General features: G+C 43.3%; 39 protein-coding genes. All 39 read left to right on the plus strand.

Going from position 1 to position 26,494, the window contains the following annotated elements:
• Positions 1-11 precede the first annotated feature (11 nt).
• Positions 12-779: a DUF1351 domain-containing protein gene (locus HUG15_RS05600; RefSeq protein ID WP_200127633.1), complete on the plus strand. Its 768-nt coding sequence runs from the start codon at positions 12-14 to the stop codon at positions 777-779.
• A gap of 1 nt (position 780) precedes the next feature.
• Complete coding sequence (locus tag HUG15_RS05605) at positions 781-1,413, plus strand: hypothetical protein (protein WP_246516504.1); 633 nt, start codon at positions 781-783, stop codon at positions 1,411-1,413.
• A gap of 45 nt (positions 1,414-1,458) precedes the next feature.
• On the plus strand, positions 1,459-2,241 hold the full coding sequence (locus HUG15_RS22840) for a hypothetical protein (protein WP_246516506.1): 783 nt from the start codon (positions 1,459-1,461) through the stop codon (positions 2,239-2,241).
• Between the two features lie 108 nt (positions 2,242-2,349).
• Complete coding sequence (locus HUG15_RS22845) at positions 2,350-3,141, plus strand: hypothetical protein (RefSeq protein WP_246516507.1); 792 nt, start codon at positions 2,350-2,352, stop codon at positions 3,139-3,141.
• A gap of 24 nt (positions 3,142-3,165) precedes the next feature.
• Complete coding sequence (locus tag HUG15_RS05615) at positions 3,166-4,995, plus strand: DNA primase family protein (RefSeq protein WP_200127637.1); 1,830 nt, start codon at positions 3,166-3,168, stop codon at positions 4,993-4,995.
• A 504-nt stretch (positions 4,996-5,499) separates the two neighbouring features.
• On the plus strand, positions 5,500-5,688 hold the full coding sequence (locus HUG15_RS05620; RefSeq protein ID WP_200127639.1) for a hypothetical protein: 189 nt from the start codon (positions 5,500-5,502) through the stop codon (positions 5,686-5,688).
• Positions 5,685-5,780, plus strand: a complete 96-nt coding sequence (locus tag HUG15_RS22850; protein ID WP_246516508.1) for a dUTP diphosphatase — start codon at positions 5,685-5,687, stop codon at positions 5,778-5,780. Before HUG15_RS05620 ends, HUG15_RS22850 begins: the two co-directional genes overlap by 4 nt.
• Before the next feature lie 14 nt (positions 5,781-5,794).
• Entirely contained in the window at positions 5,795-6,031 is a 237-nt protein-coding gene (locus HUG15_RS23320) for a dUTP diphosphatase (RefSeq protein WP_281393596.1), read from the plus strand.
• Positions 5,946-6,251 (plus strand): dUTP diphosphatase, encoded by a 306-nt coding sequence (locus HUG15_RS05625; RefSeq protein WP_281393597.1) that lies wholly within the window; start codon positions 5,946-5,948, stop codon positions 6,249-6,251. Before HUG15_RS23320 ends, HUG15_RS05625 begins: the two co-directional genes overlap by 86 nt.
• On the plus strand, positions 6,241-6,579 hold the full coding sequence (locus HUG15_RS05630) for a deoxycytidylate deaminase (protein WP_200127643.1): 339 nt from the start codon (positions 6,241-6,243) through the stop codon (positions 6,577-6,579). The genes HUG15_RS05625 and HUG15_RS05630 overlap by 11 nt, the downstream gene beginning before the upstream one ends.
• Positions 6,564-6,863 carry a DUF3310 domain-containing protein gene (locus tag HUG15_RS05635; RefSeq protein ID WP_200127645.1) on the plus strand — a complete coding sequence of 100 codons (300 nt, stop codon included), beginning with the start codon at positions 6,564-6,566 and terminating at the stop codon, positions 6,861-6,863. The genes HUG15_RS05630 and HUG15_RS05635 overlap by 16 nt, the downstream gene beginning before the upstream one ends.
• The gene (locus HUG15_RS05640; RefSeq protein ID WP_200127647.1) at positions 6,844-7,539 is read left to right on the plus strand and encodes a sigma-70 family RNA polymerase sigma factor; all 696 of its coding nucleotides are present in this window, start codon (positions 6,844-6,846) and stop codon (positions 7,537-7,539) included. Before HUG15_RS05635 ends, HUG15_RS05640 begins: the two co-directional genes overlap by 20 nt.
• An 82-nt stretch (positions 7,540-7,621) precedes the next feature.
• Positions 7,622-7,972: a hypothetical protein gene (locus tag HUG15_RS05645; protein ID WP_200127649.1), complete on the plus strand. Its 351-nt coding sequence runs from the start codon at positions 7,622-7,624 to the stop codon at positions 7,970-7,972.
• A gap of 223 nt (positions 7,973-8,195) precedes the next feature.
• Positions 8,196-8,399, plus strand: a complete 204-nt coding sequence (locus tag HUG15_RS05650) for a hypothetical protein (RefSeq protein WP_200127651.1) — start codon at positions 8,196-8,198, stop codon at positions 8,397-8,399.
• A 3-nt stretch (positions 8,400-8,402) separates the two neighbouring features.
• Positions 8,403-8,708, plus strand: a complete 306-nt coding sequence (locus tag HUG15_RS05655) for a hypothetical protein (RefSeq protein ID WP_200127653.1) — start codon at positions 8,403-8,405, stop codon at positions 8,706-8,708.
• On the plus strand, positions 8,705-8,848 hold the full coding sequence (locus HUG15_RS05660; protein WP_200127654.1) for a hypothetical protein: 144 nt from the start codon (positions 8,705-8,707) through the stop codon (positions 8,846-8,848). The genes HUG15_RS05655 and HUG15_RS05660 overlap by 4 nt, the downstream gene beginning before the upstream one ends.
• Positions 8,841-9,065, plus strand: a complete 225-nt coding sequence (locus tag HUG15_RS05665; protein WP_200127656.1) for a hypothetical protein — start codon at positions 8,841-8,843, stop codon at positions 9,063-9,065. Before HUG15_RS05660 ends, HUG15_RS05665 begins: the two co-directional genes overlap by 8 nt.
• On the plus strand, positions 9,062-9,259 hold the full coding sequence (locus tag HUG15_RS05670) for a hypothetical protein (RefSeq protein ID WP_200127658.1): 198 nt from the start codon (positions 9,062-9,064) through the stop codon (positions 9,257-9,259). Before HUG15_RS05665 ends, HUG15_RS05670 begins: the two co-directional genes overlap by 4 nt.
• 276 nt (positions 9,260-9,535) lie before the next feature.
• On the plus strand, positions 9,536-9,964 hold the full coding sequence (locus HUG15_RS05675) for a DUF722 domain-containing protein (protein ID WP_200127659.1): 429 nt from the start codon (positions 9,536-9,538) through the stop codon (positions 9,962-9,964).
• A gap of 458 nt (positions 9,965-10,422) precedes the next feature.
• Entirely contained in the window at positions 10,423-10,617 is a 195-nt protein-coding gene (locus HUG15_RS23475; protein WP_343073149.1) for an HNH endonuclease, read from the plus strand.
• Positions 10,610-10,825, plus strand: a complete 216-nt coding sequence (locus HUG15_RS05685) for a hypothetical protein (protein ID WP_200127661.1) — start codon at positions 10,610-10,612, stop codon at positions 10,823-10,825. Before HUG15_RS23475 ends, HUG15_RS05685 begins: the two co-directional genes overlap by 8 nt.
• A 626-nt stretch (positions 10,826-11,451) precedes the next feature.
• The gene (locus HUG15_RS22725; protein ID WP_211202352.1) at positions 11,452-11,685 is read left to right on the plus strand and encodes a hypothetical protein; all 234 of its coding nucleotides are present in this window, start codon (positions 11,452-11,454) and stop codon (positions 11,683-11,685) included.
• 15 nt (positions 11,686-11,700) lie between these two features.
• Positions 11,701-12,195 carry a phage terminase small subunit P27 family gene (locus HUG15_RS05695; RefSeq protein WP_200127663.1) on the plus strand — a complete coding sequence of 165 codons (495 nt, stop codon included), beginning with the start codon at positions 11,701-11,703 and terminating at the stop codon, positions 12,193-12,195.
• Complete coding sequence (locus HUG15_RS05700) at positions 12,185-13,735, plus strand: terminase large subunit (RefSeq protein WP_200127665.1); 1,551 nt, start codon at positions 12,185-12,187, stop codon at positions 13,733-13,735. Before HUG15_RS05695 ends, HUG15_RS05700 begins: the two co-directional genes overlap by 11 nt.
• Before the next feature lie 9 nt (positions 13,736-13,744).
• Positions 13,745-13,915 carry a hypothetical protein gene (locus tag HUG15_RS05705; protein ID WP_200127667.1) on the plus strand — a complete coding sequence of 57 codons (171 nt, stop codon included), beginning with the start codon at positions 13,745-13,747 and terminating at the stop codon, positions 13,913-13,915.
• The gene (locus tag HUG15_RS05710) at positions 13,884-15,911 is read left to right on the plus strand and encodes a phage portal protein (RefSeq protein WP_211202349.1); all 2,028 of its coding nucleotides are present in this window, start codon (positions 13,884-13,886) and stop codon (positions 15,909-15,911) included. The genes HUG15_RS05705 and HUG15_RS05710 overlap by 32 nt, the downstream gene beginning before the upstream one ends.
• Positions 15,912-15,926: 15 nt before the next feature.
• Complete coding sequence (locus tag HUG15_RS05715) at positions 15,927-16,619, plus strand: HK97 family phage prohead protease (protein WP_200127672.1); 693 nt, start codon at positions 15,927-15,929, stop codon at positions 16,617-16,619.
• The gene (locus tag HUG15_RS05720; protein WP_200127674.1) at positions 16,616-17,851 is read left to right on the plus strand and encodes a phage major capsid protein; all 1,236 of its coding nucleotides are present in this window, start codon (positions 16,616-16,618) and stop codon (positions 17,849-17,851) included. Before HUG15_RS05715 ends, HUG15_RS05720 begins: the two co-directional genes overlap by 4 nt.
• Positions 17,851-18,126: a hypothetical protein gene (locus HUG15_RS05725; RefSeq protein WP_200127676.1), complete on the plus strand. Its 276-nt coding sequence runs from the start codon at positions 17,851-17,853 to the stop codon at positions 18,124-18,126. The genes HUG15_RS05720 and HUG15_RS05725 overlap by 1 nt, the downstream gene beginning before the upstream one ends.
• Positions 18,119-18,610 (plus strand): head-tail connector protein, encoded by a 492-nt coding sequence (locus tag HUG15_RS05730; protein ID WP_200127678.1) that lies wholly within the window; start codon positions 18,119-18,121, stop codon positions 18,608-18,610. The genes HUG15_RS05725 and HUG15_RS05730 overlap by 8 nt, the downstream gene beginning before the upstream one ends.
• Positions 18,610-18,945: a phage head closure protein gene (locus HUG15_RS05735; protein WP_200127731.1), complete on the plus strand. Its 336-nt coding sequence runs from the start codon at positions 18,610-18,612 to the stop codon at positions 18,943-18,945. Before HUG15_RS05730 ends, HUG15_RS05735 begins: the two co-directional genes overlap by 1 nt.
• Positions 18,938-19,297: an HK97-gp10 family putative phage morphogenesis protein gene (locus HUG15_RS05740; RefSeq protein WP_200127682.1), complete on the plus strand. Its 360-nt coding sequence runs from the start codon at positions 18,938-18,940 to the stop codon at positions 19,295-19,297. Before HUG15_RS05735 ends, HUG15_RS05740 begins: the two co-directional genes overlap by 8 nt.
• Positions 19,294-19,710 carry a DUF3168 domain-containing protein gene (locus HUG15_RS05745; RefSeq protein ID WP_200127684.1) on the plus strand — a complete coding sequence of 139 codons (417 nt, stop codon included), beginning with the start codon at positions 19,294-19,296 and terminating at the stop codon, positions 19,708-19,710. The genes HUG15_RS05740 and HUG15_RS05745 overlap by 4 nt, the downstream gene beginning before the upstream one ends.
• 2 nt (positions 19,711-19,712) lie before the next feature.
• Complete coding sequence (locus HUG15_RS05750; protein WP_200127732.1) at positions 19,713-20,174, plus strand: phage tail tube protein; 462 nt, start codon at positions 19,713-19,715, stop codon at positions 20,172-20,174.
• 86 nt (positions 20,175-20,260) lie between these two features.
• Positions 20,261-20,515, plus strand: coding sequence for a hypothetical protein (locus HUG15_RS05755; protein ID WP_200127688.1), 255 nt, complete (start codon positions 20,261-20,263; stop codon positions 20,513-20,515).
• Between the two features lie 49 nt (positions 20,516-20,564).
• A complete protein-coding gene (locus HUG15_RS05760; protein WP_200127690.1) occupies positions 20,565-20,930 on the plus strand; it encodes a hypothetical protein in 366 nt (121 codons plus the stop codon).
• A 23-nt stretch (positions 20,931-20,953) separates the two neighbouring features.
• Complete coding sequence (locus HUG15_RS05765; protein ID WP_211202350.1) at positions 20,954-21,256, plus strand: hypothetical protein; 303 nt, start codon at positions 20,954-20,956, stop codon at positions 21,254-21,256.
• A 46-nt stretch (positions 21,257-21,302) separates the two neighbouring features.
• Complete coding sequence (locus tag HUG15_RS05770; RefSeq protein ID WP_200127733.1) at positions 21,303-25,646, plus strand: phage tail tape measure protein; 4,344 nt, start codon at positions 21,303-21,305, stop codon at positions 25,644-25,646.
• On the plus strand, positions 25,646-26,494 hold the full coding sequence (locus tag HUG15_RS05775) for a phage tail family protein (RefSeq protein ID WP_200127698.1): 849 nt from the start codon (positions 25,646-25,648) through the stop codon (positions 26,492-26,494). Before HUG15_RS05770 ends, HUG15_RS05775 begins: the two co-directional genes overlap by 1 nt.

The raw sequence follows: 26,494 nt of genomic DNA on the forward strand, positions 1-26,494 counted from the left end.
GAGGGGATCACATGGAAGAACAACAACTAACCATTGATGTAAGTAGCATTCAAGTTCAACCCGGAAATGTAACCTTCGATGGTTATGAAAATCTGAAAGACGAAGCGCTATATCTAGCTAAACAGATTGAGGTTTTGAAGGTCGACGAGGAAAATATCAAAACATCTAAAAAGATGCTGGCAACGATAAACAGCCGTGTGAAAGAACTTGAAGATAAGCGCATCTCCATCAAAAAACAGATGCTTGAGCCTTATAACGAGTTTGAAAAACAGGTTAAAGAGATTGTCAAGATTGTCAAAGAAGCGGATGAAACGGTCAGGGGTCAGGTTAGACAGCTTGAGGAAGAAGAAAGGCAAAGTAAACGTGAGCAGATTGAAATCCTTTGGGATAAGCGTATTGGACAATACCAATTTAAAGACTTCTTCCGGTTTGAGGATTTTCTACAAGCAAAACACCTCAATAAGTCAACATCCTTAAACACAGTCGAGAAGGAACTTGTCGATTGGTTAGAACAGCGGGATCAAGAAATTAAACACCTTCAGACACTGGACAATAAGGACGAAATCCTTGCTGAGTACAAGCAATCTATGAATCTAGTTGATTCGATCAATACGGTCCAGAACCGTCACAAGGAAAAGGAACAGGTTAGTCAGCAGATGGACAAGGGGAGTAAGAGTAAGTCTTACATGATTGTATTCAGTAATGAGGCAGAATATGAGTTTGCAAAAATGCTCCTTAACGAGAAGGAATTAAACTTTGAAACAAAGGTGGATGAATAACATGGGTGAACAAATATTAGAGCAATTGGAATTGGTAGACGTAGAAAACGACGGTAACAAAGCGGTGCTTACATTTTTAGATGAGGACAACGGCGAAATCCGGGAAGTCAATTTTAACAAACAATCGTTCGATCAGGATAAAGGAAAATTTGTTGATGATCCTGACAAAGCCGAAAAGGTTGAGGAATGGAGTCAAGAATATTTTAACCTTCCTTTTGATCAACTGGGACAAGCTGTCGGGGATCGTAAAGATGTTTACGCCTACGACCGGTTTAACGCTCTCTGGCCTGTGAAAATGATCAGCAAATTTTCCAAGGACGATGAGGGTCAGATTTTTGAAACGGAAGTCACAAAGGTACATGACGACGGTAAAGCGATGCATATTGAATTTGAGTACGAAGGCGACACTTACGAAAGTAAGATGACTTATGCGGATTACTTGGAAGCTAAAAAACAATGGTTCGTTAATCCACAAAAGCAGAAAAAGCAATACGCGAAGTTTGAAGATAAGTTTGGGATTTCTCCGGATAACATGGAGGAATTAGAAGGTAAATCGATCATGGTGGAAGTCAAGGTCGCTTTTGGTAAGTTCCCTTATGCAGAGATCAAACCGTTTGCTAAGAAAAAGAAATAAGGTAGGGGTTCTTCCCCTCCTTTCTCTTCAAAGGAAGGTGAGACAGTGACAGACAATCTATTGTTCTACGACGTGGAAGTGTTTAAACATGACAGCATGGTTGTTTTCAAAGACATTAACAAAGCCACTATACGCACATTTCTTAATGGCTTTTCCCAATTAGGTGAATTCATTCAAGACAAGGTGTTAGTGGGTTTCAACAACTATGGTTATGATGATGTGATTTTATATGAAATGACCAAGAATGTTCCTCAATCAAAAATCAAAAAAACCAACGACGACATTATAGGCGGAGATCGAAAACGAACAAACCAACTCCCTTGTAAAACTTATGATTGTTTCCAGCAAATTGATGTCAGCCGTCCAAGTCTGAAAAAAATTGAAGCCAACATGGGACGTGCTATTTACGAATCTCAAATACCGTTTGATATCGACAGGAAATTAACTGACGAAGAACTGGAAGAGACATTGAACTATTGTGCCTATGACGTTGAACAGACGATTGATGTTTATAAGCAGCGCGTGAACAGTTATTTCAAACCCAAGGAATATCTTGTCAGTATGTTGGATAAGTCTTTCCCGGATAACGCATATAAGTGGAACACAACGACTATCTCTTCAAATATCTTGGTAGACAAGTCTCTTACAAAATGGGCTTGGTTGGAAGTGCCGGAACATATCCTAAACCTTGCTCCTGCTGAGGTTGTCGATATGTGGAAAACCAAAGACAAGGGTAAGAAAGTTACGCATGAGTTCGACAACAAAATTGAATGGGGCTTCGGGGGTTGCATGGGGTACACCATTCCATCAAAGAAGCGGATAACGTAAAACTTCTGGATGTTGGTTCACTGTATCCCAGTATCATCAAAAATCTAACCCACAAAAAAAGTGCTTGAGGACGGTACACGCAAATACATCCAAATGATTCAAGACCGCATGGAAGCGAAAGAAAACGGCGATAAAGAAAGATCGGACGCTCTAAAGCTGATTTTAAACAGTGTATATGGAAACTTGAAAAATAAGTATAGCGATCTGCTAAACCCGAACGCTTCTAAGACCATTTGTGCCTACGGTCAGTGTATTTTGTATGAATTATGCCGGAGACTTTCACACCATGCAACGATCATTAATATTAACACAGATGGTGTGGCGTTTGTTCCCCATAATAACGAGTTCCATAGAATATGGAAAGATTGGGAACAGGAGTTTAACTTTACCCTAGAATTGGATGAGTTTGACAAATGGTTTCAAAGGGATGTTAACAACTATATCGCTGTGGGAAAAGATGGAAGCATTAAAACCAAAGGTGGGGACACGAACAGATACGGCGGGAACAGGTTCTTTCAAAACAACAGCGCTAGAATATTGGACATTTGCCTTGTTGATTATCTTGTTTATGGTAAGGACATTATTGACAACCTACAAGAACATTTAGATAAACCGATGTTGTTCCAATATGTACTCCAAGCTGGTTCAACTTACCAAGGAACTTTTGACGATAAGGGTAATCAGTATAACAAAGTGAATCGGGTTTTCCCAACGTTTCCGGGGAAAGGAACCACTCTATACAAAAAGAGGGAAGACGGAGGTTTGGTTATGTTCCCCGATATGTCAAACGACATGTATTTGTTTAATGGGGAATTAACCGAGTTCCACGATTTTAAAAAGATCATTAACATTGATCACTATTACCAAATCGTGTTGAAACGTCTGGAACGCTGGGGCTAATGAAAATTAAGAAGGAGTATGTATATGTATGTCGAGTTTAAAGCAGGTGAAAAACATGCCGCCAAAGGTGCTGATATAGCAGAGACTCATGACGCTTTCCAAGATGCTGGATACATCCTAACAACGGATGACCTTGTTGTTGACATTGACGATTTACCAAAAGAGACTATCCAAAATATATTAGACATCTTTAACATCCGAACAGAAAGGGTCTGGACGACAAGGGGTGTCCATCTCTACTTTAAAAAGCCCGACGGTTTTAAAGGTGCTTCAAAGGTTATTCCACTAGGGTTTAACGTGGAGTTTAAACATAACAAAAACACCTACGCAACAGCCGTCAAACAAAATGGAGAGGAGCGTCTAATAGAGAACCCAGGAATTAGAGAAGACTTACCCTCCATTTTGCATACAAGGAAAACATTACAGAACTTACAAGGGTTATCCGACGGTGATGGTAGGAATAACGCCATGTTCAACCATCGGGTCAAGATACAGGGTTTGGTGGACAACTGGGAGCAAGTCTTACGTTTCATCAACAATCACATTTTCGCCGATCCATTGAGTGACCAAGAATTTCAGACGTTGGCTAGGGATGACATTCCCGTGGACAAGAAGGACATGAAAGAGCCTGATTATGCTAATTTGATCATGCGTAAGTACAACGTAGTGATGTTTACAAATAACCTCTATTTCCGTTTAAACGATGAATATACAAATGATGAGCACAGGCTTAGACGAATGGTGGCAAATGAGGTAGGGGCTGTAAAAACAACATTTATGGACGAGGTGATTAAGCAGATGCGTTATACGGCTCCGCTTATTGAGGATGATAAGGCGTTTGATATTAAATTTTCCAACGGTATTTTAAGAAATGGTAAGTTCATCCCTATTGACTTCAAAGAGTTTACGCCCTATTACGTCAAGATCCCGTACACCCCGGATGCCGAGCCTGTCAAAGAAGTGGACGACTACCTATACATGCTGACAGAAGGCGATGAACAATATAAAAACCTAGTGTTAGAAGTTTTAGGACATACTCTCGTTACGGATAAAGAGTTTAAAAGGTTGTTGGCCAAGTTTTTTGTGTTCGTTGGCAGCGGCGGGAACGGTAAGGGAACGTTGCTGGAAATCATAAGGAACATTTTAGGTAGGGATAACTGTTCGTCACTAAGTATTAAAGACATGGCTGATGAAAGGTATCTTTACAACATTAAAGGTAATTTGGCCAACTTGGGTGATGACATTGAAGACGAGCCTATTAATAACGAGCGGATCAAAATATTGAAGAACATCAGCACATGTGACGACATTAGTATCCGTGCGATGAGGGAGAACTCTGAAACAGTTTCGATTACAACGTCATTAATATTTACCTCAAATCATCTCCTTAAATCGTGGGAAAAAGGGGATGCATATAAGAGGCGTATATTATGGCTCCCGATGTATACAAAACCGACCAATAAGGACCCAAAGTTTATCACCAAGATTACAACGGACAAAGCGCTAGAATATTGGGTGAAATTGGTTGTTGAAGGTTATTTCAGGCTTTATGAAAATAACGGGTTTACCCATTCAGACAAGGTTGAACAGTTCAACCAGGAGTATCACTATGAGAACGATTCTATACAACAATATTTGGAGTTGGTCGAACAAGACGATTTTATTAATCAGCCCGTGGCAGACGCTTTTAAAGTGTATGAGGAATGGTGTGAGGATAACCTGATTAAACCTAGGAGTACAAGGGCGTTTTCCAAAGATATAAAGGAAAAATATAATTTAACAGCTAAACAAAGGAAGGTTAACGGTAGGAATAAGAAGACGTTTTTACTTTCTGAATCTGAAATAAAACCATAACAAAGGTAGGTTTGCAAATGTTCATAGAAGTGACGAGCAAAACAAACGGGGAGAAGATCATGGTTAACCTCCATAATGTTGAACAAATAAAAAGTCATACTGGTCATGATTGTATTATGTATTTCGGCCAAGGTAACCATTCAAAGGTGATTATCGAGGAAAATTATGACTGGATCAAAAGTTTATTACGTACAAAAGGGATCATCTTTTAACAATAAGTATTACTTTATTTCGGTTACCCTAGTTACCTCTTGGTTACTATTTCGGTTACCTAGTCAAAGTACTGTCGAATTAGTATTTACTCGGTTAAGGTAACCGAGTAACCGAAATATAACACTATTAGAATATAAGAATAAAAAGTAAGTGTTTAAAGACTTACTCTGTAAAACGTAAATGGAATGGGTTTTGAACGGTTACGGATACCTACCAATCATGAACCCTGTTGTGATAAGGATTTGGATGGGTAACCAATTATAAAACTTGAACGAATGAAGGAGCAATAACATGCCAAAAACAAGCCAAATGCACACCCTGCAAATAAGAATCACACGCTGCACATTGCAAGAAGCTTATGCGTCAATTCTGGAAAATGAAAAACGAGGCTATCAGCAAGTGGGGGATATTGGAGAGACCAGAGATCAAAATGGTGCTCCCCGGTATATTGTGACGATGAGGAAGGTGGCGGAGGAATGAACCTAACCAAACTATTTGAAACGCAGAAAGCATTAGATGATCGCATCATTGAAAAACATGGTTTGCAGGACATGGACAGACTCCCTATTTAATTATAGCACTCCAAGTGGAATTGGGCGAGTGCGCCAACGAGCATAGAGGATTCAAATATTGGTCGGAGGATCAGGAACCGAGAAATAAAGTTTTTACAATGAACCCCGGAGAAAACGATCAGGAAGCACCTTTAGGCGGATATAAAAACCCACTCCTCGAAGAACGTGGACTGCCTGCATTTTATCCTATCTATTGGCTTGGAACTGAACATCACAGAAAAACAACCGTTGAAGCCGAAGTTTCCAAATAACGATGTCACAAAGCAATTTATTTACGTGATGGATAAGGTGACCGGGCTGTACAAAAACATAAAATTAAGCTTTGGAAACAACAAAGATCAAATTTGGCAAAGGATATTTTCAGAGTTTGTCAGATTAGGCGAGAGCATGGGCTTTTCCTGGAACGAAGTCGAACAAGCCTATTTTGCCAAAAACAAAGTAAATCACGAAAGACAAGCAAATGGCTACTGAGCGTTGCCAAAAGTTATACGTCAAAGCTGTGGTCTATAAAGGCAATCGAATATTAGGGGCGGGCGAGAACCGCCCCATCACTCCATGCGATGATCATACGTGCCATCACAACAATCATTGTATTAACAGTGTCCATGCAGAAGCCAAGGCGCTACTGGAAGCAGGAAAGCAAGCAAAAGGTGCAAGTATGCGAACGACGCATGAACCCTGTCACCAGTGCAGGAAGCTGATTATAGCGGCTGGTATTGAAAAGGTCTATTACGAAAATGAAAAGCACGATCCACTTAATTATAAATTTAGAGGTGAGGTTAAATGGGTGAAGGTTTGACAAAAGAAGGTAAAAGAGAGATTGGTCAGGCTTATTGGAATGCTATTAAACCGGATAAAGATAATATCAACTCCCCTGATCACTACACGTCCGGCGATATCGAATGCATCGATGCAATCAAGGAAGCAACAAAACACTTAGACGGATTTGAAGGCTACCTTACCGGAAACATTATGAAATATCTGTGGCGGTACAAGCACAAGAACGGTGTGGAGGATTTAAAAAAAGCTTCTGTTTATCTGAAATGGTTGGAGGAATATGTAAATGGAAACGAAAAACCTTGACGGAAAGGATTTGACCATAGAAGAAGCATTAACCCAATACCGAAACTTGATCAAGAAGATAACAAACAAAATGTTCATCGAAGGTAAGTATCGTGATATGGACCGAGAAGATGTGTCTCAATTAGTCTCTATGTCTTTAGTCCATGCTTATAACACGTACGATCATGAGCGAGGTAAAACGTTTTTGGCATATGCGTATTTTATTATGATAAGGCAAACATTAAATCAGATGAGAGGTTACAACAACGGTATCCACATTCCTCCACGTGTGCGGGAAACGATGGGGAAGATTCGGAAGCATGAAATGGAAGACTATAGCGCTGATATTATTAGCAAAACGTTTAACCAATCACTCGTGGATGCTCAAAGGGCGCTGAAGTATCTATCATATTTTTCCATACGAACGTTTTCTGACTTTGAATATGACGATGACGAAGAAAGTTATATCTTGGAGGGGGCGTTAAGCGATTCGGATGATTTTACATCACCTGTGGTTAACGATTTTATAAAGTCCTTGGATGATGGTCAACAAACAATCGTTCGTATGCGCCTGTCTGGGTTTAAACTAAGGGAGATTGGTGATGTGTTTGGGATCACACATCAGGCGACTCAAAGGCGACTTATGGTAATCAGGAAACGATGGTATGAATTTAAAGGAGATATAGCGCATGTTTAGGCGTATAGGCGTTGGTAAGATTTTGTTTATTTTACTGTTCGTCTGGATATTTGTGGAATTGATAATAAGGGAGTGGTAGAGGGTGAAAGATTTAAAAGATGATCAAAAAAGCGGTCTAGTATCAACGGTTAATTTCATTTCTAGGGTTGGTTATTTCTTCTTAGTTGCTTTTGTTTTGATGAAGATATGGGGATGGTTTGTGACTCCTTTTGGAATTACTGAGCTATCTTATGCCCATTCTTTAGGTTTATTGTTTTTCTTTCGATTGATCAAAACAAAAGGTACTGAGGTTGAAACGCTAAATATGTTAGGCCAGTTCGTGGGAATAGGTAGAGGATGGAAACAGGAAGCAAATTTAATGAACACCCTCGCTTCAATAATTGTTGTATTGCTCTTTTTAGGATTCGGTTGGATTATTCAATTGTTTATGTAGGAGGGGTAGCGAATGAGTGAACCATGCTATGTCCGCATAAAAAAAGACTAGATCGAAGGCTAGTGTGTAGGCGTGTTCCAGTATTCGAAACCTCATGATGCATCGTTGATGGTCGGTGGCCACCCAGGTGGAATTGTTGCGTACCCTGTTGCAGTTGTAAAGGTGGACAAAAAGTTCCTAGAGGTCAGAGTAAATGATGTGATTTTTATGGAGGGTGAAATTAATGGCAACTAAACAAGAGTTGATAGATTTTTACCACAGCGAGTGCGAGAGGTACTTTGAAGCGGCGCAAGACGGAAGGGTAAAAGCAGCAAATGCAGCAGATGAAGAAGATGCACACTTCTATTCTAAAGCAATCAGAGAAAATGCATTGATTGCGTCGATATGCAAACAGTTTGTGAAAAACTTGGAGGAAATGGAGGGGTAGCGAATGAGCGAGCGGTTAGACAACAAAGTAATCATACGTGACGCAAACGGCAACATCATCGCTAAAAATGAAAACATGATAACGAGTGATGATTTGAGCAGGGATACGCACCCTGTCCATATGACGGAAAATCAATATCGGTGGTATCGGGAGCAAGCCGAGAAAGCGGAGCGGTATGAACGGTTTCATAAAGATGTGTTAAATGCCTTTTATCCTATCCTAGAACCTCCTGCTACACAAGAAACGAACGAGAAATCTCTAAAAGAAATAGGTAGATTATTACAAGAATTGGAGGATGACAGCGAATGAAAACCTTAACGCTAGGTGAAGCGATTATCTATATTTGCAAGCAAACAGGAAAAACCGAGGAGGAAGTCTTTGAAATGCCTCTACAAAAAATCATGGCATTGATGATGTCTAATCAAATGGAGGACGTAGGTGATGAATAAAGACACGTGGATTAAAACGAAAGATTTGGATACACCTTTAAATCAGGTATTCCCCGGAACTATGACCAGGAACACTGTTCGTGATTTTGTTCGTCGGTCTGAAAAAGTGCTGTCCATAACACCGGAAAACATTGAAAAGATGGGATATATAAAGCTTAATCGTTATGTAGACAAGCTAGATAAAAAATTAATGGAATTGGAGGGTGAATACGAATGAAAATATACGAATTGACCATCCACGCAGATGATGTTGAATGGGACGGCGTAGTGGGAGCGACTGTACTTGCCCACGATGAAAACGAAGCTATCCAGATAGCTGAAAGTGAACACCCTGATTTGCGGTGGTTTTTGCTGGACGTTTATGAGATAGACGAGCCTAAGTTGATTGGTGTCTATACTATAGATGGTTAAATTTTAAAGGGGTGTTAGCGATTGAAACTGTATCTTTATGAATGTGGCAATTGTTCAGACCAATATGCTGTTGATTATGAAGGACCTCTATCCTGTCCGTATTGTGATGCTGGCGCCAGTAAAAAAGATTATATCAGAGAACTTTTAACAAAGGAGGACGATGGTGAATGACCCTACCAGATTGGTTAATCACAATCGGATTGATACTAACAGCGCTCGTAACGATACCTCTTATAGCTATTGCCATCATGTACAAAAGGAAGTAGGAGTGGTTGGATGCAAGGAACGGAATTGAAAGGTGCCACCTTTAAATATATAGAGTCCGAACTATATGCTTATCCTGATTATCAGAGAGAGATAAGACAGATAAGGGATGAGATCATACACGGACAAGGAGAAGTTGATGAGAATATAGGCGCTGGTAAGAACTCTTACCGAAGTCCAGGCCAACCCACTGAAATAAGAGCAACAAAACTAGAAGCTAACAAAAGGCTCAGGAGATTAGAGGAGATAAGTAATGCCATTGAACGGGTGTATGAGCAGTTAGATGACACACAAAAGAACCTAGTGCATCTTAGGTATTGGTCTAAGCGTGGTGCTAACTGGGAATATGTTGCTGATGAATGTTTTGTAAGTAGGCGTACAGCTTTTAATTATCGGCGGGAGATTGTTTATGCTATTGCTCATTTACTAGGAGAAAATTAACTTGCACTCCTGTTGCACTTTTGGGGTCAACTTAGGTGTTATTATGATAGTGTGCCAAATGACTGACAGCATAAGCTGACCATCATGCACATGACATATCTCCCTCCTTTGTCCATTAGTGTGCCCTGGGTTGTTAACTATACCCGGGGTATTCTTGTGTGGGTGCCGAGTGCTATGCAGTGGCAGGCCCTATGTATATATGGCAGTACCCCTGTTTGTATATAGAGGTACCCCTATCACATATACACATAGCCCCTATTGATATATACATACTCCCCAGACATTGATAGGAGGTATAACTCATGCCTGTACGACCAGGGAGAGCATGTCAGTACGGAGGTTGCGCAAACATAACTGTAGGATCATTCTATTGCGATGAGCATAAGAACATAAGCGAGCGCTCTCGTCTCTCATCTACAGAGCGTGGATACAATCGAACATGGCAGAAGGCGAGACTAATGTTTCTTAGAAGGAATCCTTTATGTGTTCATTGTGAGGAAGATGGATTGTTAACGCCAGCGACTGAAGTGGATCACATTGTTCCGCACAAAGGTGACAAGGAATTGTTTTGGGATAGTGAAAACAATTGGCAATCATTATGTAAGTCTTGCCATTCGATAAAGACAAATAAGGAGATGGATAGACATGGATAACGGATTGATTGACGTTAAGGATAAAGCTTTGGTGTTTGTGCAGGAATATTGCGGCGAGCACTGCCGAGTATTTCAGGATGGAAAGGAATTACATGGCGTAACAGGCGTTCGTATTACAGCAGACGAGGGAGAACCCACTTATCATGAGATTGAATATCTAACAGGAAAAACAAACAGGAAAAATAAAATTCCTGAGTTTCGTGGATAAAATAGATTTTCCAGTTTCAGATTTTCAGATTTTGATTTTCAGATTTCAAAAATAAAATTTCAAAAATATATTTGTTGAGAAATTCCCGGAAGGGATAGGGGATTAAATCGATGGCTGGAAAGCCCGTCATACCGGCGGCCAGCTTCGCGTGAAATTTTTCGCAGGTTTTTACGAACGTGTTTTTCGACGGCAAGGAGGGGTAGATATGCAAACATATCGGCGTGAGGGCACAAATCGTGAACTTAGAGCGATCATGCTGGGGAAAGCGCAAGGGAAGCAATAGGGGAACTCTATCCTGGTTGTGAAATTTTCGGTTTAACAAAAGGACAGTTCTCGTTGATCCACTTGCTTAAAAATATCTTACATCAAACGGGGCCGGCTAACGTTTCTCTCTCGCTACATGGACAGCGGCGAAAGCAGAAATAAACGCCGCCTACCGTTTGCTTAACGAAGGGAGTATCACTCACCTTCGTTTTTTAGTGGATCGTAGCTTCCCGACTCGACAGCCTGCCTATTGTCAACAGTTAATAGATACGTTTGGGGCAGATAGTTTAAGACTCACTCGTACCCACGCAAAATTTATATTGCTTGATAACGATGATTGGCATTTAGTAATCAGGACAAGTATGAACTTAAATGAAAACGCCCGTGTGGAAAACTTTGAAATAAGCGATGATCCTGACATGCACGCATTTATGATGCAGTTAGTCGATGAAGTTTGGGATCAAGGTGATTGGGATGAATCTAATTTTGAAGATTTATCCATGGGGAAAGAACGGATAAACAAACGAACTGATAATCGCAAGGTTTACAAAGATGAATTTCCGGGCGATCTTGAATTAGATCAACCCGGTTTGTGAAAGGAGGTAAAATAGATGGGAAAACGAGGACCAGCACCTAAGCCAACAAACTTGAAAGTCATGGAAGGGAATCCGGGGAAACGTCCTTTGAATGAGAACGAACCGGAACCAACTAAAGAAACACCTGAATGTCCTGAATGGTTGACAGATGAAGCTAAGGAAGAATGGGATCGGGTTGTTCCAGAACTTGAACGGTTAGGATTGCTTACCGTCGTTGACGGCGCATCATTAGCTAGTTACTGCGCATCTTGGGCCAGAGCTGTGGAAGCAGAATCATGGATGGCCAAGAATGGGCGATACTATGTCACCCGTGATAAAGATGGGGACATTAAATCGATGAGTAAAGTACCTCACGTTGCCATTGCTGAAAAATCATTTGCTGAAGTGCGAGCATTTGCGAAAGAGTTCGGCCTAACGCCATCCTCCCGATCTGAATTGTCTGCTGTTGCGAAGGATGAGAAAAAGTCGCCAATGGCAGAGTTTTTGGAGCGAAAGAAAAATGGTTCATGACAAAGAAAAAGCAATGGAGCCTATTGAATTTTTACAGATGCTCAAACTCACTGATGACTTTTTCGGCGAACCTTTTGTTTTGATGGATTGGCAGCATGACGTGCTTTGGGATGTATACGGAACCGTAAAGGATGATGGTTATCGTCAATATCAGTATGCATATCTGGAAATTCCTAAGAAGAACGCAAAAACAACCACCATAGCTGGTCTGGCTGTCTATCATCTTACATGCGATGGTCCGGAAGGTCAGATTTATTGTTGTGCTGCTGACAGAGGTCAAGCAACACTTGTGTATAAAGCAGCTAGAAGCATGATAGACCAAGATGAAGTGCTTGGCGATTTGTTGAAAGTTACAGACAGTCGAAAAGAGATTATGAACCGTGAAACAGGAACGGTTTTGAAGGTGTTGTCTGCCGAGGCGTATTCCAAGCACGGGATTAATCCTTCGGTCGTCATATTCGACGAGTTACACGCCCAGCCCAACCGTGACCTTTGGGATGTCATGACCTTTGGTGCTGGATCATCCCGCAAGGAACCTCTTTGGTGGGTGATTACAACGGCTGGTGATGACCCCGATCGGCACAGCATCGGTTGGGAAGTACACGACTACGCTCAAAGATTGATTGATGGCGAGATTGAAGATCCCATTTGGTATGCAAAAATATTTGGGGCGGACGAGGAAGATGATATTTACGACGAGCGGACATGGTATAAAGCGAATCCATCATTAGGTAAGACGATTGATATTAATACATTGCGTCAAGAATCCGTAACAGCCCGAAACAGCGAATCATCTGAACGTTTATTCCGTTGGTTAAGACTGAATCAATGGATATCACTAAAACGTGATGGGTGGCTCCCTCTCTCTCTGTGGGATCAGACGCAGGGTGAATGGGATTTGTCCGAACTGGTTGGCAAACGTTGTTATGTCGGCCTGGACTTGGCAAGCACGATTGATATTACAGGGGCTTGCTATCTGTTCCCGCCACAATCAGGCGTGGACGAGTGGAGAGCCATTTTTGATGCATGGATACCCGAGGATAATATGAAAGAGCGGATCAAGCGGGATAAAGCGCCGTATGATCGTTTTGTGAATGAAAAGATACTGCAAGCTACACCCGGTGATGTGGTTGACTATGAGTTTGTAGAAAGCCGTTTGATTGGAGCGAGCAAGCAATATAATATTCAAACGCTCGGCACCGACCCATGGAATAGCCGGATGCTTACCCAACGCTTAATGAAGCAGGGTGTTAACGTCATTGAAATATCCCAAACGATCAAAGGGTTAACTGAAGCTATGAAAATGATCGAACGTATGATGCGGTCAGGGCAGTTTACGCATGAAAAAAACTCTCTCGCTCGTTGGTGCTTCGGGAATATGATCGTTTCCACAGATGGTAATGAAAACATTAAACCTATGAAAAATAAATCAAGGGAACGCATTGACGTTGCTGTGGCACTTATCAATGCAATGGCAACGGCGCTTATGTACGAGGAGTCTAGATCCGTATACAACGTACGTGGTATTCGGGCGTTTTAGGAGGGAGACATGGATCTAAGGGACATAACCGCACTGATAGGAATATTACTTATCTCTGTCGGTGTGGGATTAATCTATATACCAGCAGCGCTAATTATATTAGGGCTGTTTTTTATATTACTAGCATTCTTCGGTATTGGAGGTGATGATGATAGGGATAATTACGAGAATGAAGGGTGAGTTTCGTTCGTCTGATGGTGAACGGTTCACGCTAAAAGACGGAAGTTCTATTTTCGGTGGCGGCACCAATACTAATTCAGGCGTGAATGTCTCTGAATCAAGGGCGATGCAGTTAACCGCCGTGTACGCATGCGTACGTATATTATCAGAGACTGTGGCACATTTACCGTTCCCTGTATATAAGCGTGTTAATCACGGTAAGGAAAAGGCGACAGATCACCATTTATATAATATTTTGCAGAGTCGGGCTAACCCGCATATGACGGCGTTTAATTTTAGAGAAACGGCGATGAATCACCTGTTATTGCGTGGGAATTTCTACGCTGAAATTGAGCGAGATGAAGCCAACCGACCTAAGGCGTTATGGCCTCTCCGCCCGGACAAAATGGATGTAAAACGAACGAGAGACGATAGAGGATTGGAATACTATTATGTTGATCCTGATGGCGGTAATAAAATTTTCCCTAACCACCTCATTTTGCATATTCCGGGTATGGGATTTGATGGATTGCTCGGTTATAGCCCTCTCACACTCGCCCGTGAAGCTATCGGAATGGGCGTTGCGGCCGAGAAATACGGTGCAAGCTTTTACAAAAATGGCGGGCGACCATCTGGCGTGCTTGAAAGCCCTCAAGCGATTGGTGATGAAGGGGCAACGCGCATGCAAGAGGATTGGGAAAGGTTGCATGATGGTCTTGAAAATAAGCACCGTGTAGCTTTATTGGAGCAAGGAACAACGTACAGGGAGATTGGCGTTACCCCTGACGAAGCCCAATTTTTGAGCACAAGGAAGTTTCAAACAGAGGAAATCGCGCGGTTTTTCCGTGTTCCTCCTCATATGCTTGGCGATTTAGAACGCGCTACTTTTAGTAACATTGAACAGCAATCCATTGATTTTGTCACCCACTCTATAACCCCATGGATTAAGAGATGGGAGCAAAATGTACACATGCAGCTATTCGGGCAAGGAACACAAAAGACACACTTCCCGGAATTCGTACTTGAAGGATTGCTTCGCGGAGATACTGAAAGTCGATATAATGCTTACTCGAAAGCTATACAAGATGGTTGGATGAGCCCGAATGATGCCCGAGAAAAAGAAAATAAGAACCATGTTGACGGGTTAGATATTTACAGATTCCCTGTTAACATGGTGCCGGCTGATAAGGCGTATGAAAGGATGGAACAACAACCCACGCCGCCTGATAATAACAGTCCGTTTGAGCAAGAGGGCGAAGATCGCTCCATTAAGTACCACACGCAACAATTAAAACCTGCTCAAAAGCGGGCTATTCATTATAGATCAAATATCCGTGACTCGAATAAGAAAATTATTCGTAGCACCTTAAAACGTATTTTTGAACGAGAAGAAAAAGACGTGATGGCTAAGGTCAAGGATACGTTTGAAGAACGAAACGTCGATGAAACCTTTGCGTCTTGGCTCTCTGACTATTACGGGGAAGAACGAGAAACAATTGAACAAGAAATGGCTCCGGTTATGGAATCGATAGGAACACAGGTTTATGCTTCTGTTCAAGATGAATTGGGAACAGCAAGCGATATGCCGACAAGTGTTCAAGATTTCATCCAAGACTATATACAGGGTATGGCGAAACGGATTAGTGGTAACTCGTTTAGTCGATTGATAACCCAATTAGAAAATAACCCTGATGATGTGGTTTCAGCTTTTCAAGGTGAATTTAATCACTGGCAGGAAAATCGTATTGATTCAGTTGCTGACGAAGAAACCGTACGATCGAGCGGTGCTATTACAACGACGGCTTTTGTGTTACTCGGTGTTGTTACTATGCGCTGGGTGTCACAAGGATCAGAGTCTTGCCCGTATTGTCAAGAAATGAACGGAACGGTTGTGGGTGTGAATCAGAAGTTTGTTAATAGTGGCGATACAGTTGGCGAGGATTTTGTAACAAGTAATGATGTTGGGCATCCGCCCCTCCACGGCGGTTGTATTTGTGAAATCGTTGCGGAAGATTAGAAAGGTGGTGAGCAGATGAAAGAACGGCGCTATTTTGAAACAAAGATTGAGTTACGGGATGAAGGTGAAGATAAACCGTCATCTATCATTGGATACCCTGCTTTATATAACTCACTAAGTGAGGATTTAGGCGGTTTCCGTGAAAAAATTGCAGAAGGAGCATTTACACGGACATTGCAAGAGGGTTCAGACGTTCGTGCATTAATGAATCACGACCCCAATTATGTTCTTGGTCGTAACAAATCAGGAACATTGAAACTTGAAGAAGATGGTCGTGGTTTACGCATGGAAGTTGATCCACCTGACACTGGATGGGCAAATGATTTGCGAACATCCATGTCCCGTGGCGATATCAACCAAATGAGTTTTGGTTTTATGGTTGACCGTGATAACTGGGAAGTCCAAGGCGGTCAAAATATACGAACGCTGGAAGAAGTTGAACTATTTGATGTATCGGTAGTCACTTACCCAGCTTACCCCGAAACGAGCGCAAATGTGCGTTCGTTTTTTAATGATGTTGGATTGGAATTTGACCAGATCGCGGCGATCATTGCCCGGTCAAAGCACGGGTTGGATGTATCCGACGCTGACCGGGAGGTGGTTAAGCGGTCGATTGGCTACCTTGAAAGTCTTCTGAAAGATGGAAATCAAGAATCTATGAATCTTAGAAAAGCAAGACTCAAATTACTGGAGGTCGAAAATACATGAATGTACAAGAAATGAGAGAAAAACGGGCGAATCTCGTTAGCCAAGCCCGTGATTTGATTGAGACAGCGGAAAAAGAAAACCGAGAACTGGACACGAAGCAATATGACAAAATCATGGCTGATGTGGACGATCTGAAAGCCAAAATTGACCGTCAAGAAACACTTGAGCAAGAGGAACGTTTTCTTGAGCAATCTCAAGGGCGCGTTGCTACAAATTATCAACCGGGTGAAATGCCTGGTGAAGAACGTGAAACTAATCCACGCAAAACAGAACAGTACCGTAGTGCGTTCTGGGAAGCGCAGCGGAAAGGCAAAAATGCGATCAATTCAGAACAGCATAATCTATTGCACCGCCAAGACGTTCGCTCCCTTGCTATCGGTAATGACGCTGTGGGCGGTTATATTGTTCCGGATGAATTTGAAGCTAATCTCATTCGATTAGTAGAAGATAACAACGTCATGCGTGGATTAGCTACAACCATTCAAACCGGAAGCGGTGTGCGTGAATTCCCGATTGAACGTGATCGTGGCGAAGCGTTTTGGATTGGTGAGGAAGAAGATTATGAGACTAGTGACGCTGAGTTCGGAAACATCACGCTTGGTGCTCACAAGCTGACAACTGCAACGTTTGCGTCGGAAGAACTTTTAAACGACGCTTTCTTCGACATTGAAGCGTATGTATCTGACATTTTCGGAACCCGGATTGCGGAGAAAGAAGAACTGGCGTTTATTGATGGTGATGGAGATAACAAACCGACAGGCGTACTTGAAGATGCTACGGACGAAGTGGAAGTTTCTTCAGCTAGTCAACTAAAAGCGGACAAGCTGCTTGATTTGTACCATTCCTTGCGTCGGAATCATCGCCGAAACTCCACATTCTTGATTCATGATTCGATGGCTAAAGCGATCCGTAAATTGAAAGACGGAAACGGTCAGTTTATCTGGGCGCCGGGCATCCAAGCTGGACAACCGGATACAATTTTAAACCGCCCTGTCGCTATATCTGACCACATGCCTGAGGCTGAAGCAGGCAACCAAGTGATTGCGTTTGGTGACTTTTCTCGTTACTACATTGCTGACCGTGTAGGTATGGCGATGCAACGGTTGGACGAAGTACGTGCCATGAGGGGGCAAATTGGTTTCCGTATGTATCGACGTTTGGACGGTCGATTGATGGATAGTACGGCTGTTAAAACACTATCATTTGCTGATTCGAGTGGAGGCGATAGCTAATGGCTCACGAACCTAAAAACTATAAGACAGACGGTGGCGACACATGGGTTGTCACCGGTAAATTAGATGTCACCGACGGCGAGATTGAAGGTGTTGACGGCGGGAGCGGTGAGAGAGGACCGGAAGGACCACAAGGTCCACCGGGCGAAGATGGCGAGCAAGGACCGCCCGGTGAAGATGGTTCGGACGGTGCTGATGGTTTCCCCTCTGAATCCGACTGGGATGACCTAGTAGCGAGGGTTGAAGCGCTAGAAAATGGTGGCGACGATGAGTAACCTCATGATCGTAACCTTAGATGAAGCAAAGTTATACCTCCGTATTGATAACGATATGGAGGATGACTTTATAAAAGGATTGATTATCACCGCCGAGGAACACATCAAAAACGTCACTCGTTCTAGCTTGAAAGTGCATGATAGAACGTATGTTGTGGATAACCCTGATTCGGTCGTGGAAATACCTGACAAAGACATTGTCCAACTTGACGAGGTGAAGGCATTCGATTCAAACGGTATTGGGTTTAAAACAAAAGCTTTCCGTGATGGAAACGTAATCACCCACACAACACCGGGAGTTCCGCAAATGGAAATCAAATATAAGGTGTATGACGAGTATGTGCCGGAACCATTACGGCAGGCAGCCCTTTTGCTGATTGCTCACCTATACGAAAACAGAGGTATTATCACAGATACCAACGCCACGCAAATACCGTTTACGTTCCAAGCCCTTGTCGCTCCCTATCGAAAGGGCTTTTTCTGATGCGTGCGGTCAGGATAGGTAAGCTGGACAAGCGTATCGAAATTGGCGATGTGGAGGAAGTGCGGCAGGAAAACGGGCGATATGAGGAAGAATTTGTTTCCTATCATAAGTGTTGGGCACGGGTACACCCTCTCTCTGGATCGGAAAAGTTTGCGGCACAGCAAATAGAGTCTGAACTCACGCATCGTGTGGAAATTAGGTATTTCCCCGGCATTCGTCCACAGCAGGTGATTAAATACGGCAGTCGAACGTTTGAAATTGAAGCTGTGATTGATTTGGATGAGCAGCACCGGGAAATGCATCTCGACTGTGTGGAGGTGGTTGGTGATGGCTGATGTTGAAATCGAAGGTCTTGAAAAGGCTATGCGGAAGTTTTCTAAAATAGCTGGTCAATCGAAGAAAGACATGAAAGAAGCGATTAAGAAGAATGCAGAAGCGATTGAGCAGGATCAAAAAAGATCTGTAGCACAGCGATCAGGGGCGACTGAAGGAAGTATCTCCATTGAATATGAGGATGACGGTTTAACAGCCGACATTCGCCCACGAGGAAGCGAAGGGTTTCGCCGGCACTGGATCGAATTTGGAACGGTCAACCACGGAGCGCAGCCGTTTATGATACCCAGTTATGAAAAAAACAAAGATAACTACGTCAAAGATGCGAATGATGTATTGAGGAATCTCAAATGATTGTCGATTATCACGCAATACAAAACAATATTGACCACTTGCTTTACTACGATGACAAACTAAATAACCTTGTCAAAGGCATTTATATCAACAGGGGCGTACCTGACGGTGCGTCCTTTCCTTATGTCTCAAAAGGTTCGGGTTTCGCCAACCCCGGCGACACCAAGCAAACAGACGGTGCTAATGTCACCTATCAAATAGATGTTTGGGGTCGAAGGGATGACTGGGAAATCCACGAAATTATGATGGCGGTACAAGACGCCATGCAGGGCTTCCGGGCGGAGACAGACCGTACGGAAGTTTTTGATTGCCGTTTGAATTACACAGACGTGCAACTTGATCCCGATGGTTACACACGCCATGGGATTTTGCAGTATCGAATCTTTCAAACTCAAAAAGAAAGAAGGTTTTAGCTATGCCAAGAACAGGTGTAGACGTGCTCATTGCAATTGAGGATGAAGATGGGGACAAGAAGTTTATCGGTGGTCAGCGTGAAGCGACGTTGAACCGTGAAAAAGAGGAAATTGATGCTACTCATAAGCTTACGGCTGGTTGGGCTTACAATCTCGCTGGTCAGGGTTCATGGTCCATTGAAATGGATGGTGTCATGCTCGAAGATGATGAAAGCCTAGAATTGCTTGACGATGCTTTTGAAAACGATGAAACCATCCATGTCCACTGGACAAATAAAAGCGGCACGAACTACGAAGGTGACGCTATCCTAACAGATTACCCGATCGAAGCACCGATGGATGATGTTATGACTTACTCCATGACATTTAACGGTCAAGGAAAATACACCAAGACACGCAGGAGCGATAGTGACAATGGTGATGGCGGCGACGGTGGCGATGGGGGAGAGTCCGACGGAGATTGAGGTGTCCCCGTCCTCAGTCTCCATGACAGTAGGGGATACCCAATCATTGACTGCCACAGCTATATATAGCGAGGAGGATGATTAACATGGACGTAACCGAGGAAGCAAGCTATGAAAGTGGCGATACAGATGTTGCGACGGTTAGTGATAGTGGAACGATTACTGCCGTTGGTGTTGGTGAAACTGAAATCACTGTTTCGTATGAAGGTGAAACCGCAACGGTATCTATCACTGTGGAAGAACCTGAGCCGGAAGTGCAAGGGATTTCGGCGTCACCTTCTGAAGCCACTATGGAAGAAGGCGACACCCAAGACATTGAAGTAACAGCAGATTATAGCTAATTCAGAGAGGGGCCTTCCCTCTCTTTTTAATTTATAGGAGGTATATGGAATGGCTAAAAATACAACAAAACCAGTACGTGTGGAATTGGACGGGGAAGAAAAGTTACTTAGGTTTGATTTTAATGCGATGGCGGACTTTGAGGACGTAATGGGGTACGGTTTGTTTGCGGCTGTGCAAGAAGGACAGATCGGATTTAGAACAATCCGTGCTTTTTATTGGGCTGGATTGAAGTGGAAGGAAAAAGGTTTAACTATAGATCGAACTGGACAAATCCTAGGCAAGGAATTGAACAACGGAACTGACTTACAGGATCTCATGTCACCAATTGAAAAAGCACTAACGAACTCCGGTATTATCCCCGATCAAGATGAAGAAGAGGACGTTAGCGAGGAAGATGAAGGAAAAAACGGGTAACTCAGTGGGAGTATGAGGATCTCATGAAATACGTTCTTAGCATCTCTGATATGAGACCATGGGAATTTTGGGAACTTACCCTCGCTGAGTTTAACGTTATGATTGATAGTTACTTATGGCTTGACTATCAGGAAAATGCGAAATTAGCTAAGCACGCACGATGGGTGATGAGCGCTCACGTTAAAGAAAACAAGATACCAGCTATTGAAAAGATGATCGGCAAACCACCGAAAACAGAAGCGGATAAAAAGAAAGAAAAAGAAGAAAAACCGGTCACAGCCAAGCAAGACTTGGAAGATATGAAAAAGAATATGGGAATGGGTTAAGTCTCGCTGTTAGCGGGGCTTTTTTATTTATAAGGAGGCCCTGCTTATGGCAGAGACAGCAAATCTAACGGTTAGAATCGGTGCAAATATATCCGAATTTGAAAAGAAAATGCAAGAGACGCAAAAGAATTTTGACAAACTTGGCGGCGCCCTAAAAACAGCCGGTAAAGGTATGACGGCGGCTGTTACGGCTCCAATTGTTGCTATCGGTGGCGCTGCATTTGCGGCGGCGAATGATTTTGACAAGGCGTATAACCAAATACAGGTGCAGACAGGCGCAACCGGAGATGATTTGGCAGGTCTTGAGAAAAATTTCAAAAGTGTTTTCCGGAGCATCCCGGTTGATAGCGAGACTGCATCATCTGCTATTGCATCTTTAAATAGTAGTACAGGTGCCACTGGCGAAACATTGGAAGGTATGACTACAAGCGTTCTTGAAGCTTCCCGAATGATGGGAGAGGATGGAGCGGCGAATGCCGAAGCATTTGGACGGGCTATGAACCAATGGCAAATACCGGCTGAAGAAGGCGAGCAAGCAATGGATCGCTTGTTTAAAGCCTCGCAAGAATATGACATCGGTATGGGCGATTTGATGGGAACTATGAGCGCTTATGGACCCGTTCTACAAAACGCTGGTTTTGAAATGCATGAAGCGGCTGACTTGTTCGCTCGCCTTGAAGACAGCGGTATATCTGTCTCCCGTGTCATGCCCGGGCTCAATAGTGCTTTTCGTAACTGGGCATCTGAAGGTAAGGATGCGAGAGAGGAATTTGACAAGGTCGTTGCCCAGATGCAGGATGCGGAAACAGAAACCGAAGCTTTGTCTATTGCCACTGAAGCATTTGGAGCAGAAGGTGCGCAACGATTGACCACAGCGATTAGAAACGGTGTTATTCCATCCACGGACGAACTAGGGGATGCATTGGAAGATTCTGAAGGGGCTATTTCTGATCTTTCAGAGGAAACCATGACTGTTGGCGATCGGTTTCAGTTGATGAAAAACCGTATACAAGAAGCGATAGCACCCCTCGGTGAAGTCTTTATGGATATTCTTGAGGATCTTGAACCTTTCTTCATGGATTTGATTGGATGGATAGAAGATTTAGGTAAATGGTTTAGCGATCTTAGTCCTGCGGCTCAACGTATGGTTATTGCTATAGGTGGAATTGCGGCGGCTATTGGTCCCTTGTTAGTCGTAGCCGGAACGCTCATATCATCTATAACAAAAATAGGTGCTGTGTTTAAACTATTCACACCAGTGGTGGCGGGAGTAGGAAAAGCGTTTGCGTTGTTGTCAAATCCAGTCGGATGGGTCATTGCGATTGTAGGCGCATTGATAGCCGTATTTACGTATCTATGGAACACCAACGAAGGATTTAGAAATGCCGTCATCAATATATGGGAAACCATTAGGGATGCAGCAATAGCGATATTCGAAGCAGTCGCTGGTTTTCTGACTGATACATGGGATTGGATTTCAGAAACGGCTATAACCGTGTGGAATTGGCTTAAAGATACCCTTTCCAGTATATGGAACTCTATTTATGACACTGTCGCCCCAATATTTTCTGCTATTGCAGATTTTCTCGCTGCTACGTGGGAAGTTATCTCAACTACAGCTCAAGCGTGGTGGAACGTTGTCACTACTATCCTGAGCGAAGCTTGGGAAGGTCTAATGGCTATTGTTATGCCGATATTCAACGCTATTTCTGATTTTATTTCCAGTGTGTGGGGAACGGTTAGCAGTACATCATCCAGTGTGTGGGGAACGATTACCGATGTCCTTAGTACAGTGTGGGGTTGGATTTCTGACACAGCACTAACCATTTTCGGGTACATTTCAGATTTTCTTACAACAATATGGGAGCCGATTAGAGATACAATCACCACGGTGTGGGGATTCATTTCAGATTACCTTTCTCATTTATGGACATTAATTGTTGACATAGCGGTCGCTGTTTTTGAGCCAATAGCGGCGTTTTTCTCTGGAATTTGGAACACGATTAGTGACGTCACGTCCACTGTATGGGATGGAATTACTAGTGCCCTTTCTTCCGTGTGGGAAATGATTAAAACGTTAGCTTCCGGAAACTTCGACTCGGTTAGAGATATTATTGACATTGTTTGGAATACCATTAAAGATGTTACATCCACAGTCTGGGATACGATTAGAAATATATTTTCAACCGTTGTGCGAGGAATTGTAAATACAGCGTCATCATGGTTCAGTTCTATGCAAGACAGTATTGTTTCAATATTTACTGCGATTTCCACCTTTTTCTCAAACATCTGGTCAACGATTCGTAACACCTTCCAGCGACTGATTCGCATAATCGTCAATTTTGTACGTGATCGCTGGAACGGCACTCTTGATACGACACGGAACATATTTAACAGCATAAGCACATTCTTCTCCAATATTTGGTCCAGCATCCGTGACGCCATATCTAATTTTGTTACCAGAATATGGAATAATATCCGTGATGCTTGGAACAACACAATGAGTACCACTCGAAACATATTCAACCGCCTATTTAACTGGCTATCTGATTTGTGGGACTCTCTCTGGTCTACTGTGACAGGTTTTGCAGATGATATCTGGTCAGGGGTGTCTGATGCGTGGGATAGCTTGTGGTCATCCACACGGCGGATGTTTAACCGGATTAAAAATTGGATATCTGACACATTTGACGATATTGTCGATTGGGCGAAGGAATTACCTGGTCGAATCGGTGATGCCATATCAAACATGGCGAGTGCAGCAGTCGATGGCGCTAAAAGCATGATAAACTCAATGGCTGACAGCTTAGAAGAAGGTGTCAATTTTGTTATTGGCGGCTTGAATGATTTGCTTTCAGCGATTGGCTTGAGTGTAAGCATTGATGAGTTATCTATCCCTCGATTGGCAAGAGGGACAAATAGCCATCCTGGTGGACCAGCTATGGTCAACGACGGGCGTGGTCCGGAACTCATTAAAACGCCCGGTAACCACCCCGGATTTGTGAGTGGTCAAAACAGAGTTGTAAACCTACCACGTGGCAGTAAAGTTGCTTCTTATGAAAAATCTAACCGCATGATGGGCGGTAACCTACCTGCTTACTCCGGCGGCATCGGTAGTTGGGCGTCAAATGCTTGGGATAATGTCACCTCGTTCGGAAGCGACGTTTGGGATGGTATTACAGGTACAGCGTCTGCGGCATGGGATTTTCTCTCAGACGGTGCGAGTGCGGCGATAGATGGATTGTTTGATATGGTCGGCTTTGATATACCAGACGGGGACGATTTCCTCTCTGGTTTAGGTAGAGGGGTCATAGAACAAATCAAAGAAGGTTTGATCGGGTTCACCGATGCGCAAACAATGGCTTTTTCTGATTTTCAAGGAATTGATTTTGGTGATGCCTTCACTCGGACAAGCGGATACGGATGGCGTGTCCACCCAATCACAGGCGACAGACGCCACCATTCAGGTGTTGACTACGCCGCTCCGATGGGTACGCCGTATCCTGCACAGGCAAGCGGTCGTGTGGTCACATCTGGATGGGCTGGCGGTTTAGGTAATTTGGTAGAAATACAGTCGGGAAATATCTTGTACCGTTACGGTCACAACAGCAAAAACCTTGTCGGCGTCGGTGATGAAGTTAGTCGTGGCGACATGATTGCAGAGGTTGGAAGCACAGGTAACAGCACAGGTCCTCACGTCCACTTTGAAATTCATGAGGATGGAGAATCTCAGAATCCAGAAACATGGACGCCGCCAACGTCTGATCCGGGTGGTTCAGGCGTGCAAAGATGGCGCTCGGTGATCCAACAAGCATCCGCACGTATGAATGCAAACGCAAGTTCTTCTGATATCAGCGCTATATTGTCACAAATACAGCTAGAATCAGGCGGGAACGAAAAGGCTGTGCAATCACCTGGGGTCAACGATATAAACATGCGGATGGGTAACCCGGCGCAGGGTCTATTACAGTATATCCCGTCCACATTCGCCGCCTATTCCATGCCCGGACATAGCAACATTTTGTCCGGTTTTGACCAATTGCTTGCGTTTTTTAACAACAGCACGTGGCGACGAGATAACCCAGGAGGCACACGGGGATGGAGCCCCCGAGGTGCGAGAAGGTTCGCCCGTGGCGGTATTGTCAACCAGGATCAAATGGCAAGAGTCGGCGAGCGTGGACCGGAAGCGATTATACCGTTGTCCGCTAATCGACGTGGACGTGCCCAGCAACTCCACAGCGATGTTGGTCGCATGATTGGTGCTGATGACAGTGGCGGAGAAACAAACATCACAGTCAACAACACCTATACCGATGCCAATCCTACGCCAAGTCAATTGGCACGAAAACAAAAACAGCAGTTACGACGCCTCGGAATGGAGTGGGGTTGATGAATACAACACTAACGATTACGAACGCACGTGGAGAGTCCATGACGTTTACAAGCGAGGATCGAAAATGTAAACTCATGGACTTTGAATCAGAGTTGGATGCGGAAGTGCAAACAGAAAAGGCTCCGTTTCAGCAGGGTGAAAGTTATGTGGATAGCTTGTTAGAAACTAAATCTATGACGATGGAGTTTCTTCTATTAAATAAGGATCAAATGGAACTTGAAAAATTGAAACGGAAAGCGTCGAAAATCATGAATCCCACACTGGGATTGTGTGAATTGAAATACGAAAATGACGGCGGTGTGTGGGTGATCAATGCCGCCCCCGAAACGGCGGTTAGCTACCCTACAGGTAGTGAAAACCGTGTCCCGGGATTACAGAGGGGAATGGTTGATTTTCTTGCACCTTCGCCGTTTTGGAAATCGACAGAAATAACCACAGAATCCATGGACTCCTTCCGGGGTCTTTTTATTTTGCCTATGACATTTCCAACGCAGTTTGGGATACAGGGATCATCTGTGGTGATTGACAATACAGGAGACGTTCCTTGCCCTGTGCAAGTGGAATTTCAAGGTCCTTCAGATCGCCCAGAGATACGAAATAATCGAACCGGTGAATATATCCGAATCGATGATGAGTTGGGCGAGGATGATGTTTTGACGATCGATACCACGCAGGGGCAAAAACATGTTCGTATTAATGGCAGAAACGTGATCAACTGGATAGACAGAGGGTCAACATTTTGGCAATTAGAACCCGGAGATAATGAGGTCGAATATTTAGCATATGCAGGTTCGGAAGATGCACAGGTGACAATTAGTTATCAGTTCAGGTATGTGGGGATATAG

The organism is Salicibibacter cibarius (assembly GCF_016495725.1).
GTDB classification, from domain to species: Bacteria; Bacillota; Bacilli; order Bacillales; family Marinococcaceae; genus Salicibibacter; species Salicibibacter cibarius.

Bases quoted from the DNA above. Each gene is read 5' to 3' on its own strand.
- HUG15_RS05600 (WP_200127633.1), top strand. From the start codon at position 12: ATGGAAGAACAACAACTAACCATTGATGTAAGTAGCATTCAAGTTCAA.
- HUG15_RS05605 (WP_246516504.1), top strand. From the start codon at position 781: ATGGGTGAACAAATATTAGAGCAATTGGAATTGGTAGACGTAGAAAAC.
- HUG15_RS22845 (WP_246516507.1), top strand. From the start codon at position 2,350: ATGGAAGCGAAAGAAAACGGCGATAAAGAAAGATCGGACGCTCTAAAG.
- HUG15_RS05615 (WP_200127637.1), top strand. From the start codon at position 3,166: ATGTATGTCGAGTTTAAAGCAGGTGAAAAACATGCCGCCAAAGGTGCT.
- HUG15_RS05620 (WP_200127639.1), top strand. From the start codon at position 5,500: ATGCCAAAAACAAGCCAAATGCACACCCTGCAAATAAGAATCACACGC.
- HUG15_RS22850 (WP_246516508.1), top strand. From the start codon at position 5,685: ATGAACCTAACCAAACTATTTGAAACGCAGAAAGCATTAGATGATCGC.
- HUG15_RS05630 (WP_200127643.1), top strand. From the start codon at position 6,241: ATGGCTACTGAGCGTTGCCAAAAGTTATACGTCAAAGCTGTGGTCTAT.
- HUG15_RS05635 (WP_200127645.1), top strand. From the start codon at position 6,564: ATGGGTGAAGGTTTGACAAAAGAAGGTAAAAGAGAGATTGGTCAGGCT.
- HUG15_RS05640 (WP_200127647.1), top strand. From the start codon at position 6,844: ATGGAAACGAAAAACCTTGACGGAAAGGATTTGACCATAGAAGAAGCA.
- HUG15_RS05650 (WP_200127651.1), top strand. From the start codon at position 8,196: ATGGCAACTAAACAAGAGTTGATAGATTTTTACCACAGCGAGTGCGAG.
- HUG15_RS05655 (WP_200127653.1), top strand. From the start codon at position 8,403: ATGAGCGAGCGGTTAGACAACAAAGTAATCATACGTGACGCAAACGGC.
- HUG15_RS05660 (WP_200127654.1), top strand. From the start codon at position 8,705: ATGAAAACCTTAACGCTAGGTGAAGCGATTATCTATATTTGCAAGCAA.
- HUG15_RS05665 (WP_200127656.1), top strand. From the start codon at position 8,841: ATGAATAAAGACACGTGGATTAAAACGAAAGATTTGGATACACCTTTA.
- HUG15_RS05670 (WP_200127658.1), top strand. From the start codon at position 9,062: ATGAAAATATACGAATTGACCATCCACGCAGATGATGTTGAATGGGAC.
- HUG15_RS05675 (WP_200127659.1), top strand. From the start codon at position 9,536: ATGCAAGGAACGGAATTGAAAGGTGCCACCTTTAAATATATAGAGTCC.
- HUG15_RS23475 (WP_343073149.1), top strand. From the start codon at position 10,423: ATGTTTCTTAGAAGGAATCCTTTATGTGTTCATTGTGAGGAAGATGGA.
- HUG15_RS05685 (WP_200127661.1), top strand. From the start codon at position 10,610: ATGGATAACGGATTGATTGACGTTAAGGATAAAGCTTTGGTGTTTGTG.
- HUG15_RS22725 (WP_211202352.1), top strand. From the start codon at position 11,452: ATGAACTTAAATGAAAACGCCCGTGTGGAAAACTTTGAAATAAGCGAT.
- HUG15_RS05695 (WP_200127663.1), top strand. From the start codon at position 11,701: ATGGGAAAACGAGGACCAGCACCTAAGCCAACAAACTTGAAAGTCATG.
- HUG15_RS05700 (WP_200127665.1), top strand. From the start codon at position 12,185: ATGGTTCATGACAAAGAAAAAGCAATGGAGCCTATTGAATTTTTACAG.
- HUG15_RS05705 (WP_200127667.1), top strand. From the start codon at position 13,745: ATGGATCTAAGGGACATAACCGCACTGATAGGAATATTACTTATCTCT.
- HUG15_RS05710 (WP_211202349.1), top strand. From the start codon at position 13,884: ATGATAGGGATAATTACGAGAATGAAGGGTGAGTTTCGTTCGTCTGAT.
- HUG15_RS05715 (WP_200127672.1), top strand. From the start codon at position 15,927: ATGAAAGAACGGCGCTATTTTGAAACAAAGATTGAGTTACGGGATGAA.
- HUG15_RS05720 (WP_200127674.1), top strand. From the start codon at position 16,616: ATGAATGTACAAGAAATGAGAGAAAAACGGGCGAATCTCGTTAGCCAA.
- HUG15_RS05725 (WP_200127676.1), top strand. From the start codon at position 17,851: ATGGCTCACGAACCTAAAAACTATAAGACAGACGGTGGCGACACATGG.
- HUG15_RS05730 (WP_200127678.1), top strand. From the start codon at position 18,119: ATGAGTAACCTCATGATCGTAACCTTAGATGAAGCAAAGTTATACCTC.
- HUG15_RS05735 (WP_200127731.1), top strand. From the start codon at position 18,610: ATGCGTGCGGTCAGGATAGGTAAGCTGGACAAGCGTATCGAAATTGGC.
- HUG15_RS05740 (WP_200127682.1), top strand. From the start codon at position 18,938: ATGGCTGATGTTGAAATCGAAGGTCTTGAAAAGGCTATGCGGAAGTTT.
- HUG15_RS05745 (WP_200127684.1), top strand. From the start codon at position 19,294: ATGATTGTCGATTATCACGCAATACAAAACAATATTGACCACTTGCTT.
- HUG15_RS05750 (WP_200127732.1), top strand. From the start codon at position 19,713: ATGCCAAGAACAGGTGTAGACGTGCTCATTGCAATTGAGGATGAAGAT.
- HUG15_RS05755 (WP_200127688.1), top strand. From the start codon at position 20,261: ATGGACGTAACCGAGGAAGCAAGCTATGAAAGTGGCGATACAGATGTT.
- HUG15_RS05760 (WP_200127690.1), top strand. From the start codon at position 20,565: ATGGCTAAAAATACAACAAAACCAGTACGTGTGGAATTGGACGGGGAA.
- HUG15_RS05765 (WP_211202350.1), top strand. From the start codon at position 20,954: ATGAAATACGTTCTTAGCATCTCTGATATGAGACCATGGGAATTTTGG.
- HUG15_RS05770 (WP_200127733.1), top strand. From the start codon at position 21,303: ATGGCAGAGACAGCAAATCTAACGGTTAGAATCGGTGCAAATATATCC.
- HUG15_RS05775 (WP_200127698.1), top strand. From the start codon at position 25,646: ATGAATACAACACTAACGATTACGAACGCACGTGGAGAGTCCATGACG.